This is a genomic window from Nocardia pseudovaccinii, assembly GCF_050942345.1.
GTDB classification, from domain to species: Bacteria; Actinomycetota; Actinomycetes; order Mycobacteriales; family Mycobacteriaceae; genus Nocardia; species Nocardia pseudovaccinii.
In genome coordinates this window covers 4,826,124-4,841,294 of the sequence record NZ_CP192074.1, presented here as the reverse complement: position 1 = coordinate 4,841,294, position 15,171 = coordinate 4,826,124, and the positions used below count along the sequence as shown (strand labels likewise).

The window sequence follows — 15,171 nt, the reverse complement described above, 5'->3', positions numbered from 1 at the left end:
CATGCGAAAATCCTGCGCTCGAACAAACCGCCGCACGCGAGTATCGCCCTACTCGATACCGCCGCAGTCCGTCACACTGGCATCCGTGAAGCGGAGCCTGCTATTCACGGCCGCGGTGCTGATCGTCGGGCTGGCGATCGAGTACGGTCGCGCCGACGGCCATTCGGGCGTGGCGGTGATGCTCGCGGTGGCCGCGGCAGTCTTGCTGCTCGATGTGGTCATCCGTCTGGGGCGCCGCTCGCAGTGATGTCGAAGCAGGCTGGAATCGACTTATGAGGAGGGCTAGTGACGAACAACGGGGTTCGCCGGGCTACCGGCGTGCGTGCCAAGCTGGGTTTCGTCGGTGCGATGGTGAGTGCGCTGGTGCTGGGGCAGCACACGGTCGCCAGCGCCGCGGAGACGACCACGTTCCAGCTCCCGCTCGTGAAGATTTCCCAAACATGGGGTATTCCAACGCAATTCAGCATCTACTTGACGGCGACCATCGGCGACCAACCCGGAGTCACCACCTTCGGTGTCGCCAATCCCGGCCCCTTCGGCGGTAGCACCATGCTCGACTCCCACGCCCGGATCCAGTGGTCGAACCTGACGACCGGAGCAGTCGGTGTGGTCGACGTGGCGGATCGGGAAACTGCGCAGCAGCCCTGCGCCTGCGCCCCGGCGCCGGTGCCGGTGTTCACCGGAGCAGGCCAGATCGTCGCGCTCGCCACCGCAGGCGGTCTCGCCATCACCATTTCCTCGGGATTCGGTAGGTTCACGGCTCTTTGAGCCCGACCGGGCCGGTAATCGCTTTCGGCGATTACCAGCCCGGTCGATGGATGGAATCCGGACGTTTCAGGGACCATCGGGCAACGGCTCTTCATTTCCGTTGACCGACCGAAGAGCGAGGGTCTGTTTCGGTGTCCAATAGATCCGGCCGTTTTCGAACTCCTGGTAGCTCCCGGTGTCGAAGGGGATTTCGTCGGATGTCGGCCAGCCGAGGGGTCCGTTCTCGAATCCGCTCCGATTCCATCGGTCACGGATTTCACCGTGCACCCAATACACCGGCCGGCCGTTGCGGTGGTAGAGCGCCCCGTTCTGGAAACCCTCCACCTCGCCCCATTCCACGTCCTTCGGATCGCGCAGCACTGTGTTGTCGGTTATCGGATACCCCAAAGGCCCTGCTTCCCAACCAGTTTCGGCAAACTTGTCGAACAACGACGACGGGATCGGATGTGCACCGGTGGAGGGATGCCAGTAGACGTATCCATTCTTGAATTGAGCGAATCGACCGACGCCGTCGGCTGTCTTCATTTCGCCGTTGGTACCGAGCCGCGGCCCCAGCCATGGCGAAGCCGCCGCCTTGGCATCGATTTCTCCGGACGGCGCGGCACCGGAGAACTCTCGGACGTGGCCTTCGAAAACGTCCCACGGGAAGTTCGGGCCGACATCGGTATGGGTGCCGATCCCCAGGCATTCCGTCACATATTTGTGGTCGGAGATGCCGTCGCGCCGCGTATATGGCGGAGCGATGACATCGGTGGCGAAGCCGTACTTCTTCGCGTCCTGAACAGCCAGCCAGGCGGCTATCCGGAGGTCTTCGTCGATGGCCATCCATTCGTCCCTCGACCATGCCGCGCGGCTGCCCGCGAAGCAGAGATTGATCGTCTGCGCGTTGGCATCCAGGACCGACCACGACGCGTAGTTCGTATCGACGACATCGCAGACGATTCCATTGCGCAGCGTGTAGTGATACGAGGCGCCGTTGGCCGAGTTGTTGAGGTACGCCGCCAGCGATTCGGCCGTGCCGTCGCCTTCCTGGGTATGCAGCAAGAAGTTCGTGATGCGAGCCCCCCAGCGCTCCGATCGGGAGTTTCCCATTCTGTCCAATTCGGTGAAAACGGGGGCGTTCACAGCGTGTTCTCCTTGTGCCTGAGTGCGTTGGATGGACCACTGCCCGAAGTCGGTAGCCAAGATGTCGTTGACGTCGACCGAGCTACCGTCGATGACGGGGCCGGGATTGGATGCGGTATCGATGACGCGCTGATAGAGGACGGCCTCGGGTGTGTCGAGCCGATTGCCGGACCACGCGCGCGTCTGCCAGGCCCAGAACCGGCCTTCGGAAGTCCGGCCGAGTACACCGTCTTGGATGGCCCAGGCGCATACCTTGGACGAGCCGTAGACTCCGGTCCACTCCCGCCCGATCGCGTCGTTGACGCCACGGAAAAAGTTGACCGCCTCGTCGTTCCATTGGTCCAGTGAAATGTCCTCGTCCACCGCGAAGAAGATCGGGCACTGGTCGTGCCCGCCGGCGGCGGTGTGGATTTCCCTGGCCTGAAGGCCCATCCGATGCCCGCCGTCGTAGCCTGTGGTCCAGTCCGAAGGCGCCTGCGGATTGCCGGGCTTGCCGTACTGCCATATCGAAACGATGTCGAGCCCGGCTGCCTGCACACTGTCGGCATATTCCCTGGTCACCGGCTTGGCGCCGAAACTGGATCCGGGTCTGCTCGGCGACACGTAGACCATGACAGCACTGTGTCCGGCTGCCTTGATGGCGGCGGGATCGATGAAACGCGCGGCGAAATCAATTGCGGTGGACATGCGGGGAACTCCATTGGTCGAGGGTGGCGGGTCTGCGGCTTCGGCCAGCAGCGGCAGCGGGTCGAGCCGGTCCGACCCGGGAGGCACCCAGACATGCCGATGCCACTCGAGGTGCAGGTGCGGGGCGACGCCGCCGTTGGATGCGGAATCGGGGTTGATGCGGGCGATCCGCTGCCCGGCCTCGACCCGGTCATCGACCGCGACTTCGCGAATCACGTGTCCGTACACGGTCGTGCCGCCGCCTTCTTCGGCGGGATGGTCCAGGACGACCCAGCCGGCCGGGTCGGGTCCGCCGAACCCGGAGGCCGGACCCGCGAATACCACCGTGCCGGCTTGGACCGCGTAGACGGGTAATCCCCCGCTGCCGCCCGGCCAGCCGAGATCGACACCCCAGTGGAAACCGTCGTCGCGGGGACCGAATCGAGAAGTGACGATGCGGCCACGCGCCAAGGGCCAGTACCTGGTCATGTCGTTCCCCTCCGAGAAGTCGTAGCCGACCGGCTGCGAAGCAGTTGCCCAAACGAGTAGAGCAGGGCTCGTGGCGCGGTTCGTCATCCAAACCGATGAAAAAGCGGTCCCCGTCGACGACATTCGGGACAATGGAATCGAGTGTCGGACTACTCGTGTGAAGCACCTCCCGAAGACCTATGATCCACCCCAGGATGATTGCCGTTTCTCTTGTGTCGCAGGTCATTTCATATGCCGATGACAGTCGAGAGGTTCTCCGCGATCGTCGCGCGAATCAACCGTGCGGCGCTGCATCCGGCTGACTGGCCGCAGGCGGTGCACGATATCGTCACGGCGCTGGGCGCGCACCGCGGCGGCTTGGTCGTCTCGGCATCGGGTAGCCGGCGGATGACCGCCTGTTCACTCGGTGCGGACGATCTGCGCCACAGCTACAACACCCGATACTGGCGTATCGATCCGATCGCGAATGCGCTCGAACATCAACCCGCCGGTGTCATTACGACGTGCGAAGAGCTGCTCGGGCCGGACTACCTGCACCGGCATCCGTTCTTCTGCGACTGGATGGTGCCGCACCGGCTGGGCAACGGGATACTCACACTCCTCACCAGTGGCGCCAGCACCTCCTGGATCGGGGTGTATCCCGATGGGAGCCGCAATCTCGACCGACCACAGGCGACATCGACAATGCGCCTGCTGCTCCCGCATCTGCGCAACGCGCTGAACGTGCAGTCCTGTTTGACGGACGCACGCAACGAATACGGCCTGGCGATCGCCGTGCTCGACGCGCATCGGAACGGGCTGGTGATCGTGTCCAGTTGTGGCGCTATCAGCTATGCGAACCCGGCGGCATTGTCGATCCTGGAATCGCGCGACGGCCTCGGCATAGGACGCCGCGGGCACCTCGAATCATCGGACAGCCGAACAGCAGTCGGGATGCGCGCCATGATCGATTCGGCAGTCCGCAAGTATGGGCCCTACGTCGGCGGGCGCACCCTCGTTCCCCGGGACAGCGGTCGCAGCTCGTACGCACTGCTGGTGTTACCGCTGGATCCGAAGGTCAGCCGCCCGGAGGAGTGCACATCGGCGGCGCTCGTCGTCATCGTCGACCCGGATCACGAAATTCCGGGAGGACCGAAGGCGCTGCGGCAACTGTACGGGTTGACCGGAGCCGAAGCGCGCGTTGCGGCGGCGGCATTACGCGGCGAAGGCCTGCGGTCGATCGCGGAAGAACTGGCGGTATCGGCCAACACCGTGCGCACACATCTGCAACGCGTCTTCGAGAAGACCGGTACGCATCGACAGGCCGAACTGGTTCGGGTGCTGACTGCTGTGCTGTCCGGAACCGGTCAGTTCGTCGAACACCGCGAGGACTAGGCCGCGCCGGCGGACCGACCAACCGTGTGCAGGTGACGCAGCGCCTGGCTGTATGAGCCCAGAAGGCTGGTCTGGCAATAGGGAACACCGATTTCGGCGCAGAACGCGGCGACCAGCGGTTGGGCTCGGCGCAGGTTGGACCGGGGCATGGACGGGAAAAGATGGTGCTCGATCTGGTAGTTCAGGCCACCGAGGGCGGTATCGGTCAGCCACCCGCCACGGACATTGCGGGATGTGAGCACTTGACGGCGCAGGAAGTCGGTTGAACCAGGAGTCGGCAGTACGGCCATCCCTTTGTGGTTGGGCGCGAAGGTGCACCCCATGTAGAACCCGAACAAGCCTTGCTGCACCGCGATGAAGACAATTGCCTTAGCCGGAGACAGCACGAGGAACACCGCAGACAGATATAAGGCCACGTGGGCGCCCAGCAGCACGGCCTCCCGGCCCCAGTACGGTGTCGATCGCCGCACAAGGGCTCGAACACTGGCGGTGTGCAGGCTGCCCGCCTCGAGGAACAGCATCGGGAAAAACAGCCATGCCTGGTACCGGAATATCAGCCGCCGGATGCCACGGCCGGCCCGCGCCCGCACACTGGAATGCGCCAGCACGCCCATGATGTCGGGGTCGGCGCCCTCGGTGTTGGGGTTCGCGTGGTGGCGATTGTGATTGCCGACCCACCAGCCGATGCTCAACCCGATGCCGAGATTTCCGCAGATCATGCCGAACAGCTGGTTGGCCCGCCGGGTGCGAAAGATCTGCTGATGCCCGGCATCGTGGCCGAGGAAGGCGAACTGAGCGAAGACCACGGCCAGAAACACCGCCGTGCCCATCTGCCACCACGAGTCGCCGATGAGAACGAACGCCGTCCATCCCGCAGCCAGCGCCGCCACCGTGACCGCGATCCGCCAGCCGTAGTACCGCAACCGCCGGTTCAGCAGTCCCGCTTGTCGCACTCGGCGAGACAGCCTGGCGTAGTCGCTGCCCCGGTCCGCTGTCCGGTCGGGCTCGACACGCGGGTCGGTCTGGGTCAATGTCACGTGTTGGGCCCCTATCGATACATCATCGGCTGCGAAGGTTATCTGCAAACCTACCGGTGTCAACCGAACAACAGCCCCACACAGCCCGAACGCTCGGGGTCGATGTGGCAGTCAGACTCCGGAACGGATCATGCCTTTGGTACGCATCAGGAATTCGGCGAGATAGCTGTCGTGGGGTACGCCCGGGCGCAGCCAGGTGGTCGGGTTGTCGCCGAGGTACAGGTTGGTGATCGTCGGCTCGTCGAGGAGCGCTTCGATCAGCTGCCGTCGCTGGGTCATCGCGGTCAATACCAGTGAGTTCTTCAGCGGCGCAACGCCATCCGACGCCGACCACGGGCCGACCCAGACACAGGGGAACGGCAGTTCGACATTGAGTTGTGCCGCGGTGCTGTCCGCGACGAGGTGTACGGAGGGACGCAGGACCGCACCACCGGTATCGAGTTCGTCGACGATGGTGTCACCGCCGAGGATCGGGTGCGCGTCGCCCGCTACCTTGTGCAGGTAGGCGTCGATCGCCACCACGGCCTCGGTGGGCTGCACGGTCAGGATCGCGGCCGGATCGTCGGCGGGCAGGCTCGGAATCCGATCGAGCACTTCGGCCAGCGCTCGGGCCAGGGGTGCGGGGTCGCCCTCGACGAGCACCGCGGTCGCGCACGTGCATGCGGTGCCGCCGAGATGGCTCACCGAGTCGGCGATCAACTCGATATGGTCGCGCCAATCCACATCCGAGGTGACCAGGATCTTGGACCGTCCGGGGCCCTGAGTCAGCACTCGGGGGTTGGCGGCGTACTTGTCGACCACGTCGTCCCCGCCATAGACGATCGAGAAGTCCGCTTCGGCCAAGATGACGTCGGCGGCCGCGTAGTCGGTCGGGAGCAACGTGACGACGTCCGGCGGGAACCCGGCCGCACGTAAGGCGCTGACCAAGCGGAAAGCCGTGAACGGTTCTCGGGTGGACGGTCGTACCGCGACCTTGTATCCCAGCGTGAGCGCCTCGGGCCAAAGTCCGTGCACCGCAGGCGTATTGCCCGCCGCGTGCACAGCGAACAGGTCTCCTTTGCGAGTCCAGACGGCCGAGCCCGCGCTGGTCTGTGGATCGTGCCAGTCGCGCACGGCTCCTCTGGGCATGGCGAGCCCGACGGTTGCGGGCTGCTCGCGCAGCACGTCGGCGACCCAGTGCACCGCCTGATGCACGACGGCCAGCGGCACACCGGAGGTGACCGAGACCAGACGTGTGTAATCGCTGGGGTCCAGACCGTCGATGACGCCGTGCAGGAAGAGGTCGGCGGCGCGCTGCAGGGCCGACGAGCGCGCGGTCGCGGGCATGATCGGTGCTTTGCGCATTGCCGCCATGGTGCGCCGCACGTAAAGGGGCGGGACCTGACTGATCTCACCGATCTGGTCGCCGGACACGGTGATCAGCGGCTTGCGGGCGTGTGCGCGGTAGGCGCCGCCCGGGCCGAGCGCGTCGATCTGGATGAACTCGCTCATCAGTACACCCCCTCGATGACCTCGACGTCGTCGAAGGTTCGCACCGGTCCGACGTCGGCGACCGAACAACCGAGTGTGCCCGCGGGCGGCTCGGCCTTCAGTGCGATGTCGCGTTCCAGGTTGTTCGGCAGTAGTGCGTATTTGGTGAGATGGTTCATCACGACCTGTCCGCGCTCGCCGTCGTTCACGTCGGCGCCGGTTGCCGCGTCGACGACTCGGAACGCGATATAGGGGCTGGGTGTGTCGAATACCGCCAGCCCGTCCGGCCGCTCCTCGTCACGTTCGCGCGACATGCCCAGGATTGTGGTACTGCCGTAGAGACCTTTGAGTGGAATGCCGGGAAAGATGTCGTGGCGGAACATATTCCGTGAATCCGCATCCATATGGGCACCGCTCCAGCAGATGAATCGGATCTTCTCGCGCACGAGATCGACCAATTGATCGCGCTGCGCGATCCGTTCGAGGATCGGCGGTGTGGTGATGAGTATGCCGACCGATTGTGTCGCCAGTAGGTGGGCTGCCTGGTCGACGATGTGATCGGCGTAGCGTTCGGTGTCGGCCGTGTCGCCCCGGCCGATCATCTGCTTGATCCACCGTGGATCGAGATCCACGGTGAACTTCACACCGTTGTGCCTGCGTGCCCGGCGCTCGGCGAACTCTCCGAACATATGCGGCCCACTCGGCGTCACCGCGAGCACATTCGCGTCGCCGATTCCGGTGTAGTGGTGCTCGTCCCAGCCCAGCGCGAAGTCCATCCACCGGTCGAACATCACGAAACGCTTCGGATCGCCGGTGGTGCCGCCACTTTCGTAGATCCCGGCGATGACTCGATCCGCACCGGTCAGCCCGCGCGGAATCATATCCTCGACGGGCACCGCGCGGAATTCGTTGACGACATTGGGAAAAAGGCTCAGATCGCTGAAGGTCCGCACATCGGTGAGCGGATCGAAATCGAGGGTCTTCGCTCGCCGCAGCCAGAACGGGCTGCCCGTATCTTCGCTGAAATGCCAATGCACGAGGGCGCGGATATAGTCGTCCGCGTTGGTTGCCGCGAGTTCGCGACGGGAGAGGTCCAAAATTTCAGGGAGCACTCAGCGGCCTCCAGATAAAGCCCGAATCGGGGCATTTCGCTCGAATGGGGCAATCCTCCCGTGCCTGACGGCGGCCAAACCGGCGACCGACCCGGTTCGATCCCCCGATCGAAACCACCTGTCGGGCTTGCAGGGATCACCACGGATGCCACAGAGGCGACGCGTGGTCCAACGCAGTCGGAATCGCGTCTCCTGCAACAGTTTTGACCTGGGGTTCGCCACCTGGTCATTGCCTGCGCTGCCGTCACGACCGGACACCCGATCGTCGCCATAGGCACACGCGAGGCTCACACCGGTCCGCCGATGACCGACAGGCCGAAACGGTCACGGACGGCACCGGCCCTGAATCGACCAGGCAGGCACTGTCGCGAAATCGCTCGACGATCCCGCGCGACCGCCGATACCGTCACGGCGGTGAATAATCCTGTCTCGACTCCTCCCCCGTGGCAACAGAGCGTGCTCAGACCACCGCCCTGGCCGCCGCTGCTCGTCGCCGCCCGCTGGTGGGTTCGATACGGTCCCGGAATCGCCGTCAAGCAGAGGTTGCTGCGGGAATGGCTCGACGTCGGTCTCCAGCAGAGACCACGGCCACCCAAAACAGTGCGCACCCGATACGGCCAGCGGTTCCTGGTCCCGACGACCAGCGACTTCATTGCCCGCGCGATTTACCTTCACGGCTGCTGGGAGGCTTGCATTTCCAGGCTCGTCGCCTCATCTCTGCGGCGAGGCGACGGATTCATCGACATCGGATCCGCCAGCGGGTGGTATGCGGTGCTCGCGGCACGACTCGTCGGCCCCACCGGACATGTCGTCGCGATCGAGCCCGCGGCACACGAACAGCTGCTAGCGAACCTGGCGCTCAACAACGTCGGCAACGTCCGCGTCGTCCAAGCCGCCGTCACCATCGAACCGGGCACGGTGACTCTCTACACCCCGCACGCGAACATTGGCGCCACCACAACGATCCGCCCCGACACCTACCAGTCCACGGTCACCGTTCCCGGCCTGCCACTGGCCCACATGCTGCACCCGGGCGACCTGGAGAACGCCCGAATCATCAAAGTAGATGTCGAAGGCGCCGAAGGCACAGTCCTCACCCAGCTCGCCGCCTCGATTCCGCGGCTGCGCAAGGACTGCGAAATTATCGTCGAAGTGACTCCCCACTGGCTCGACATCGCCGGTCACGACGTGGGAACGATTCTGAAACCGTTCATGGACAACGGTTTTCACACGTATCGGATCCAGAACTCCTACGCGCCGGAGGATATTCCGGGCATGCTGCGACACCCACTCCCGCCCGCGCCGGCCACCGGGCCCTTGCCCCGGCAGATCGATCTACTACTCACTCGCGCCGCCGAAAGCTGAGTTCCGCCGATCACGCCCGGTGCTCAGTTGGCCATGGCTCACACGGACGACGAGGATCGTCGCGGTGCCACCCCGGTCGGCCGGTAGTAGACAGTACCGCAGAATCGCGTCCTTGCCCCAGGTGCCGACTTGCTGATCGCCCATGCGCGGCTCGAGGTTGGTGTGGCATCTTCCCAATTGCGGGCGGTGCGGTCGAGGTAGTCCTCGGCGTCTTTGCGGCCATAGGGGCGTGGCACAGTCGTGTAGCGCAGCATCTCGACATCGCGGCACTGCTCGACCATGGCGTCGAGATCCTCCTGTCGATGCGCGCGGAGCGTGACCATGCCGTCAGTGCGGGCGGGAACATCGTCTGGGTATCGGAAGGCCATGGCAACAGGACAGCGGCAACAACCGTGCAAGGCAATCGAATTCGGCGGGCCACCGGGTCGCGGGCGGGATCGGTTTCGGCCACATCCAGCAGGCGCTCGACCGCAGCGTCACAGCCGGTTTCCTCCCCGACCGGTGCGGAGAACCTCTGCACCCACCGACGAATAGCGCAGGATGGAATATGCGCTCACCGCCAGTTCCTAGTGGCACCCGCAGTCGGGGCTGCCGGGCTGGGCGGCGTCGATGCTGAATTGAGGTGTGGGACAGCAGGTGTCGCCGCGCCAGGCATTGACGCCTTCCTTGACCGCGATGGCGGCGATGACGAGGGCTGCGATCGGGTCGGCCCAGGACCAGCCGAACAGGCTGTTGAGCAGCAACCCGACGAGCAGGACCGCCGAAAGGTAGGTGCAGAGCAAGGTCTGTTTCGAGTCGGCGACGGCGGAGGCGGAGCCGAGTTCGCGCCCCGCGCGGCGCTGAGCCCAAGACAGCACCGGCATGACTACCAAACTTGTTGCGGCCAAACCGATTCCGATCGGGGAATGCCGGGTTTCGCCGATGCCGAGCAGGCCGCCAACCGAGTCGGCGGTGACATAGAGCCCGAGGGCGAAGAAGGACAGCGCGATGATCCGCAGTGCGGTCTTCTCGCGCTTGCGCGGATCGCGACCGGCGAATTGCCAGGCGAGCGCCGCGGCCGAGGACACCTCGATCACCGAGTCGAGTCCGAATCCGATCAACGCGGTCGAGGAGACACGGGTGCCCTCGGTGAGGGCGATGCCCGCCTCGATCACGTTGTAGGAGATGGTCGCGACGACGAACCAGCGGATCCGCCGCGACAGCACCGCATTCCGCTGCGACGAACCCGAGAGCGCCACCACCGACGGAACCGACGGCATGCCCAATGATTGCGACATCAGCAGCACTCCTCGTTGTCGGCGGCCGGGCAGCAGGCCGGATCTACCGCGAGAACCAGGCCTAGGAGATCGTCGAGGGCGTGTCGGATGCGGCGATCAGCTAATTCGTAGCGGCTGCGCCGCCCCTCGGGAACCGCCACGACCAGGCCACAGCCGCGCAGACAGGCCAGATGGTTGGACAGGATCTGCCGCGAAACCCCGATCCGGTCGGCCAACTCCGACGGATAGGCCGAACCGGTGCGCAGGCTCAGCAGGATCTGGGTACGGGTCGGATCCGACAACGCGTGACCGAAGCGGGCCAGCGCGTCACGATGCAGCAAGGTCTCCACCATCCATACGATACAGATTTTGATGTATTCACAAAAGGCTGAACTGTTGTCTGCGGTGTCGCCAGCCGATCGCCGACCACGCACACAAGCCGAACCGGTCGTGTCCGTGAACGCCTGAATCGCAGAATCTGTCGAAGGAGATAGCCGAGTGGGCGTGAGAAGTTACGCCTGACCGGCCATTAATAGGATAGTTATCTTCTAAATGTTCTCGTTCCCGCTGATTCGCCGGATAGCCAGCGGTAAGCTGTGCTCGACGCCTTTCAGCGGTACCAGGAGGTGTCCTGTCCGGTTCGGTCGATGGCGCAGCCGTCGGCCAGCCGGAATACGCACTCCGGTCGGGGGTAAATCGTGCGCGCTTCACCGAGCAACGAATCGGGTAACAGCAGCCGATTCGGCAGGTGACATTCACAACCGAATCCAGCGGCTCGGCAGCGTGGCCGAGCATGCGGACGTCACAAGAGCTCGGTCCTGGCCGACATCACCGAATCCAGTCGCCCACGTCTAACAGACCACGGGCACGCATCAGCCCAACAGGGCCACCACGGAGATGTCGAGAGCAATTCCTCGATTCAGCATTCAGTTGAAGGATTCAAAATGTCCAAGAAAATAGTGAAGACCGCTGCCGCGACTGTTATGGCCCTGCCCCTGCTCGTCCTGGCAGCTCCCGCAGCTTCTGCCGATTCGCCGTCGTCCTACGCGACTCCGGCCGGATCGGTCGCGATATGTTTCCCGCTCGGTAGTGTCGTCTGGTGCATCTGAGACCGCGGCTCCCTCGAACCGGGCTAGCCGGTCGAGGACACAATTTCACGCTTCCGGTGCGTCGCGCACGACGCACCGGAAGCCGATGTGGCACGTAGCGGTGTCCTCGGTCTGCCCCTGCCGGGCGGCGGGCCGGTACCTGAGGCAGTAGTCGGCCGCGCACAGATACGATCCGCCCTTGATGACGCGGCGCGGAAAGCGTTGCGCCGCTGTTGGTTCGGGGGCGGCCACCTGCGGGTTGCGTGGGGCACAGCAGGTCGGTGTCGGGTGCTCGGGGCGGAAGAAGTCCACGGTCCATTCCCACACGTTCCCGGTCATATCGTGCAGACCGTAGCCGTTCGGTGAATAGGTGCCGACCGTCGTGGTGCCCGGTCTCCCGGTCTGTCCTCGGCCGGGGTGGAATTGCCACGGAAACGCGCCGACCCAGATGTTGGCCATACGACGGCCGGTGGGTTCGAACTCGTCTCCCCAGGCGTAGATGGCCCCATCGAGTCCGCCACGGGCGGCGTACTCCCATTCGGCCTCGGTCGGCAGCTGTTTGCCGACCCAGGCCGCGTATGCCGCCGCATCCTCGAAGGCGACCTGGGTGACCGGGTGGCGGTCGAGTCCGTCGAGTGTGCTGCCGGGCCCGCGCGGATGGCGCCAGCACGCGCCCGGCACATACCGCCACCATCGGCGCCAGTCGTCCAATGACACTGGTCCCCTGGTGGGCTGGAATACCAGTGCGCCCGGAATCAGGTTCTCCGGCTCGGTGTCCGGATAGTCTTCGGCCGCGGGACTACGTTCGGCGACGGTGACGTATCCGGTCTGCTTCACGAAGCGCCGGAACGCGGCATTGGTCACCGGGTGCGGGTCGATCCAGAACTGATCGACCCGCACCCGGTGCACCGGACGCTCCTCGGGGAAGAAGTCCTCCGATCCCATTGCGAAGCTGCCGCCGGATATACGGACCATGCCTCGCCGGATATTGTCACGGATCGCGGTAGCCATGGAACCCCTGCCTCAATCGCGCGAAAATGCTGCAGCCGCTGCCATTTCCAGGTCCTGGTAGGGCTTACCGCTCACGTCCTCGATGACCTGGTGCATGGTTCCCCCGGTGAACGGGAACGGTGAGCGGTAGCTCGCGGATACGGACTGGCCGCTGTCGCGGCCGACGCGGATGCCTTCTCCGACACCGGAGAAGACGATGGGCTGGGTCCGCATGTCCTCCAGTGAGCCGACCGGGTTCTCATCGATGTACAGGACGGCCTCACCAGTGGGTGTGAAGTTGTCGGGGCGGGTGCCGCGGCGTTCGTACCGGATCCCGAGGATGTGGTCGCCCAGCGGTACCGTTCGATCGGAGATGATGGTCTGCTCTTCCTCACCGAGGAAGTTGTAGGTGTAACAAAGGTGGCCGTCCTTGACGTACAGGGTGTGTCCACCGAGTCGGCCGCCGTGGGCGAAAAGCACCCCCTCGGCATCAGAACTGTCGATCGTCGTCTCCGCGAGCAGGGCGAACGACCTTCCCTGAATCTCCAGCGCCGCACCGGGTCCCACCTCCGCGACGTCCGGATAGTAGACGGCACTGTCCCGCTGCGAGCCGTACGTCGGTCGTTGGCGGGTCATCATGGAGATGACATCGAGATCGTTGAGCGGCATACCGTTGTACTTCTCGGCCTCCGAGAACCACAGCGCCTTCAGCTCCTCCAGCTTCTCGGGATGAACCTCGGCCAGGTCGTGCATCTGGCTGCGGTCCTGCTCGATGTGGAACAGTTCCCAGCGGTCCTGGTCGAAATGTCCCCAGCCGGACGGGCATGCCGCGTGAACGGTGTCGGCGAACCACCCACGATGCCAGATTCCGCGCGTGCCGAGCATCGAGTAGAACTGCGTGTGCTTGCCGACGTCCGCGTTCGCGTCATCGAACAGCGCCCGGAAACTGATCCCTTCCAAGGGACGCTGCCGCACGTTCTTCACCGTGTCCGGCGGTGTGATGCCGAGCAGGTCGTAGACGGTCGGGGTGATATCGCAGACATTGAGGTACTGGTGGCGCACCTCGCCACGGGCCGCCACCCCGGCGGGCCACGACATGAGGCACGGGTCGGCGATGCCGCCTTCGTGCGAGGCATAGCGCTTGTACAGCTTGTACGGGGTGTTGAACGCCATCGCCCACCCGATGCTGTAGTGGGGGTAGGTGGTCGGCGAACCCAGCTCGTCGAGCTTGGTCAGGCTGTCCTCGACGGTGTCGATGTAGCCGTTGAAGAACTTCATTTCGTTGGCGGTGCCGTTCGGACCGCCCTCGCCGCTGGCGCCGTTGTCGGAGAAGGCGACGATGATGGTGTTGTCCAGTTGGCCGCTTTCTTCGAGATAGTCCAGCAGTCGGCCGATCTGGGCGTCGGTGTAGGACAGGAATCCGGCGAACACCTCCGCCTGCCGTCGGAACAGCCGCTTCTCGTCCTCCGACAGCGAATCCCACGCTCGCACCGTGTCCAGCATCGGCCACGGCTTGCCGTCGGCACTGGTGACATTCGCATACGGGTTCATCGGCGACAGCTCGGTGTTCTCCGGCACCAGACCCATGCGCTTCTGGTTCTCCAGCACGATCTCGCGATACTTCTCATAGCCCATGTCGAACCGGCCGCGGTATTTGTCCGCCCATTCCCGCGGCACGTGGTGCGGCGCATGCCCGCATCCCGGGCACAGGTAGGTGAACCACGGCTTGTCGGGGGCGACCACCTTCGAGTCGCGGATGAACTCGATCGCCTTGTCCGCCAGATCCTTCGACAGGTGATATCCGTCTTCCGGTGGGTACGGCTGCGAGGTCGGGTGGTTGTCGTACACCAGATTCGGATACCACTGGTCGGCCTCGCCACCGAGGAAACCGTAGAACCGCTCGAACCCACGCCCCAGCGGCCAATGCCGCTTGGACGCGGCCATATTCTCCTCTTCCAGTGGTGTCATATGCCATTTGCCGACCGCGTATGTGTTCCACCCGCGCTCGGCGAGGACCTCCGAGCACAGCGCGGTCTCGGCCGGTATCCGACCACACATACTGGGGAACCCATCGGTGAACTCCTCGATGGTCGCCATACCGACCGAGGTCGCATTCCGGCCGGTCATCAAGGAGGCACGAGTGGGCGAGCACAGGGCGGTGGTGTGGAACTGAGTGAACTGCACACCGCGATCAGCGATTCGCTTCATATTCGGCATCTCGACCAGACCGCCGTAGCAGTCCCAGGTTCCGATCCCGATGTCGTCCCACACCAGATACAGCACATTCGGCGCGCCCCGTGGTGCCGTCGGTTCCGCGTAAGGCCCCCAATCGGGGACCGAATCACGTATGTCGAGCGCGACCTTCCCCTCGAACTTCCTGGCCATCATCCACCTCCGGTGCGAGAGCTGCTCGTTTGCCATTCGTCCTGCT

At 64.5% G+C, this 15,171-nt stretch carries 14 protein-coding genes; 5 read left to right on the top strand and 9 right to left on the bottom strand.

Annotation, left to right across the window (positions count from 1 at the left end):
* The first annotated feature begins 85 nt into the window (after positions 1–85).
* A complete protein-coding gene (locus ACQPZ2_RS21800) occupies positions 86–247 on the top strand; it encodes a hypothetical protein (protein ID WP_433527245.1) in 162 nt (53 codons plus the stop codon).
* A gap of 38 nt (positions 248–285) precedes the next feature.
* Entirely contained in the window at positions 286–768 is a 483-nt protein-coding gene (locus ACQPZ2_RS21795) for a hypothetical protein (RefSeq protein ID WP_433527244.1), read from the top strand.
* Positions 769–834: 66 nt separating this feature from the next.
* Here the strand turns inward: ACQPZ2_RS21795 and ACQPZ2_RS21790 are convergent, their stop codons facing one another.
* Entirely contained in the window at positions 835–3,048 is a 2,214-nt protein-coding gene (locus ACQPZ2_RS21790; protein ID WP_433527243.1) for a glycoside hydrolase domain-containing protein, read from the bottom strand.
* 237 nt (positions 3,049–3,285) lie between these two features.
* On the opposite strand from ACQPZ2_RS21790, the gene ACQPZ2_RS21785 reads away from it, so the two are divergent.
* The gene (locus ACQPZ2_RS21785) at positions 3,286–4,422 is read left to right on the top strand and encodes a helix-turn-helix transcriptional regulator (RefSeq protein WP_433527242.1); all 1,137 of its coding nucleotides are present in this window, start codon (positions 3,286–3,288) and stop codon (positions 4,420–4,422) included.
* Here the strand turns inward: ACQPZ2_RS21785 and ACQPZ2_RS21780 are convergent.
* The 3 genes from ACQPZ2_RS21780 to ACQPZ2_RS21770 form a co-directional block, all read right to left on the bottom strand.
* Positions 4,419–5,459, bottom strand: a complete 1,041-nt coding sequence (locus tag ACQPZ2_RS21780) for a fatty acid desaturase family protein (RefSeq protein WP_433527241.1) — start codon at positions 5,457–5,459, stop codon at positions 4,419–4,421. The genes ACQPZ2_RS21785 and ACQPZ2_RS21780 overlap by 4 nt on opposite strands.
* Positions 5,460–5,570: 111 nt before the next feature.
* Complete coding sequence (locus ACQPZ2_RS21775; protein ID WP_433527240.1) at positions 5,571–6,950, bottom strand: aldehyde dehydrogenase family protein; 1,380 nt, start codon at positions 6,948–6,950, stop codon at positions 5,571–5,573.
* Positions 6,950–8,041, bottom strand: coding sequence for a phenazine antibiotic biosynthesis protein (locus tag ACQPZ2_RS21770; protein WP_433527239.1), 1,092 nt, complete (start codon positions 8,039–8,041; stop codon positions 6,950–6,952). The genes ACQPZ2_RS21775 and ACQPZ2_RS21770 overlap by 1 nt, the downstream gene beginning before the upstream one ends.
* A gap of 414 nt (positions 8,042–8,455) precedes the next feature.
* On the opposite strand from ACQPZ2_RS21770, the gene ACQPZ2_RS21765 reads away from it, so the two are divergent.
* Positions 8,456–9,406, top strand: a complete 951-nt coding sequence (locus tag ACQPZ2_RS21765) for an FkbM family methyltransferase (protein ID WP_433527238.1) — start codon at positions 8,456–8,458, stop codon at positions 9,404–9,406.
* Positions 9,407–9,444: 38 nt separating this feature from the next.
* Here ACQPZ2_RS21765 and ACQPZ2_RS21760 read toward each other — a convergent pair whose 3' ends face one another.
* The 3 genes from ACQPZ2_RS21760 to ACQPZ2_RS21750 form a co-directional block, all read right to left on the bottom strand.
* Entirely contained in the window at positions 9,445–9,729 is a 285-nt protein-coding gene (locus ACQPZ2_RS21760; RefSeq protein WP_433527237.1) for a GNAT family N-acetyltransferase, read from the bottom strand.
* 243 nt (positions 9,730–9,972) lie between these two features.
* A complete protein-coding gene (locus tag ACQPZ2_RS21755) occupies positions 9,973–10,683 on the bottom strand; it encodes a cation transporter (protein ID WP_433527236.1) in 711 nt (236 codons plus the stop codon).
* Positions 10,683–11,012, bottom strand: coding sequence for an ArsR/SmtB family transcription factor (locus ACQPZ2_RS21750; RefSeq protein WP_433527487.1), 330 nt, complete (start codon positions 11,010–11,012; stop codon positions 10,683–10,685). Before ACQPZ2_RS21750 ends, ACQPZ2_RS21755 begins: the two co-directional genes overlap by 1 nt.
* Positions 11,013–11,606: 594 nt before the next feature.
* Here ACQPZ2_RS21750 and ACQPZ2_RS21745 point away from each other — a divergent pair.
* Positions 11,607–11,771: a hypothetical protein gene (locus ACQPZ2_RS21745; protein ID WP_433527235.1), complete on the top strand. Its 165-nt coding sequence runs from the start codon at positions 11,607–11,609 to the stop codon at positions 11,769–11,771.
* 45 nt (positions 11,772–11,816) lie between these two features.
* On the opposite strand, the gene ACQPZ2_RS21740 is transcribed toward ACQPZ2_RS21745, so the two are convergent.
* Complete coding sequence (locus ACQPZ2_RS21740; protein ID WP_433527234.1) at positions 11,817–12,761, bottom strand: formylglycine-generating enzyme family protein; 945 nt, start codon at positions 12,759–12,761, stop codon at positions 11,817–11,819.
* Positions 12,762–12,773: 12 nt separating this feature from the next.
* Positions 12,774–15,125 (bottom strand): sulfatase-like hydrolase/transferase, encoded by a 2,352-nt coding sequence (locus tag ACQPZ2_RS21735; protein WP_433527486.1) that lies wholly within the window; start codon positions 15,123–15,125, stop codon positions 12,774–12,776.
* Between the last annotated feature and the right edge of the window lie 46 nt (positions 15,126–15,171).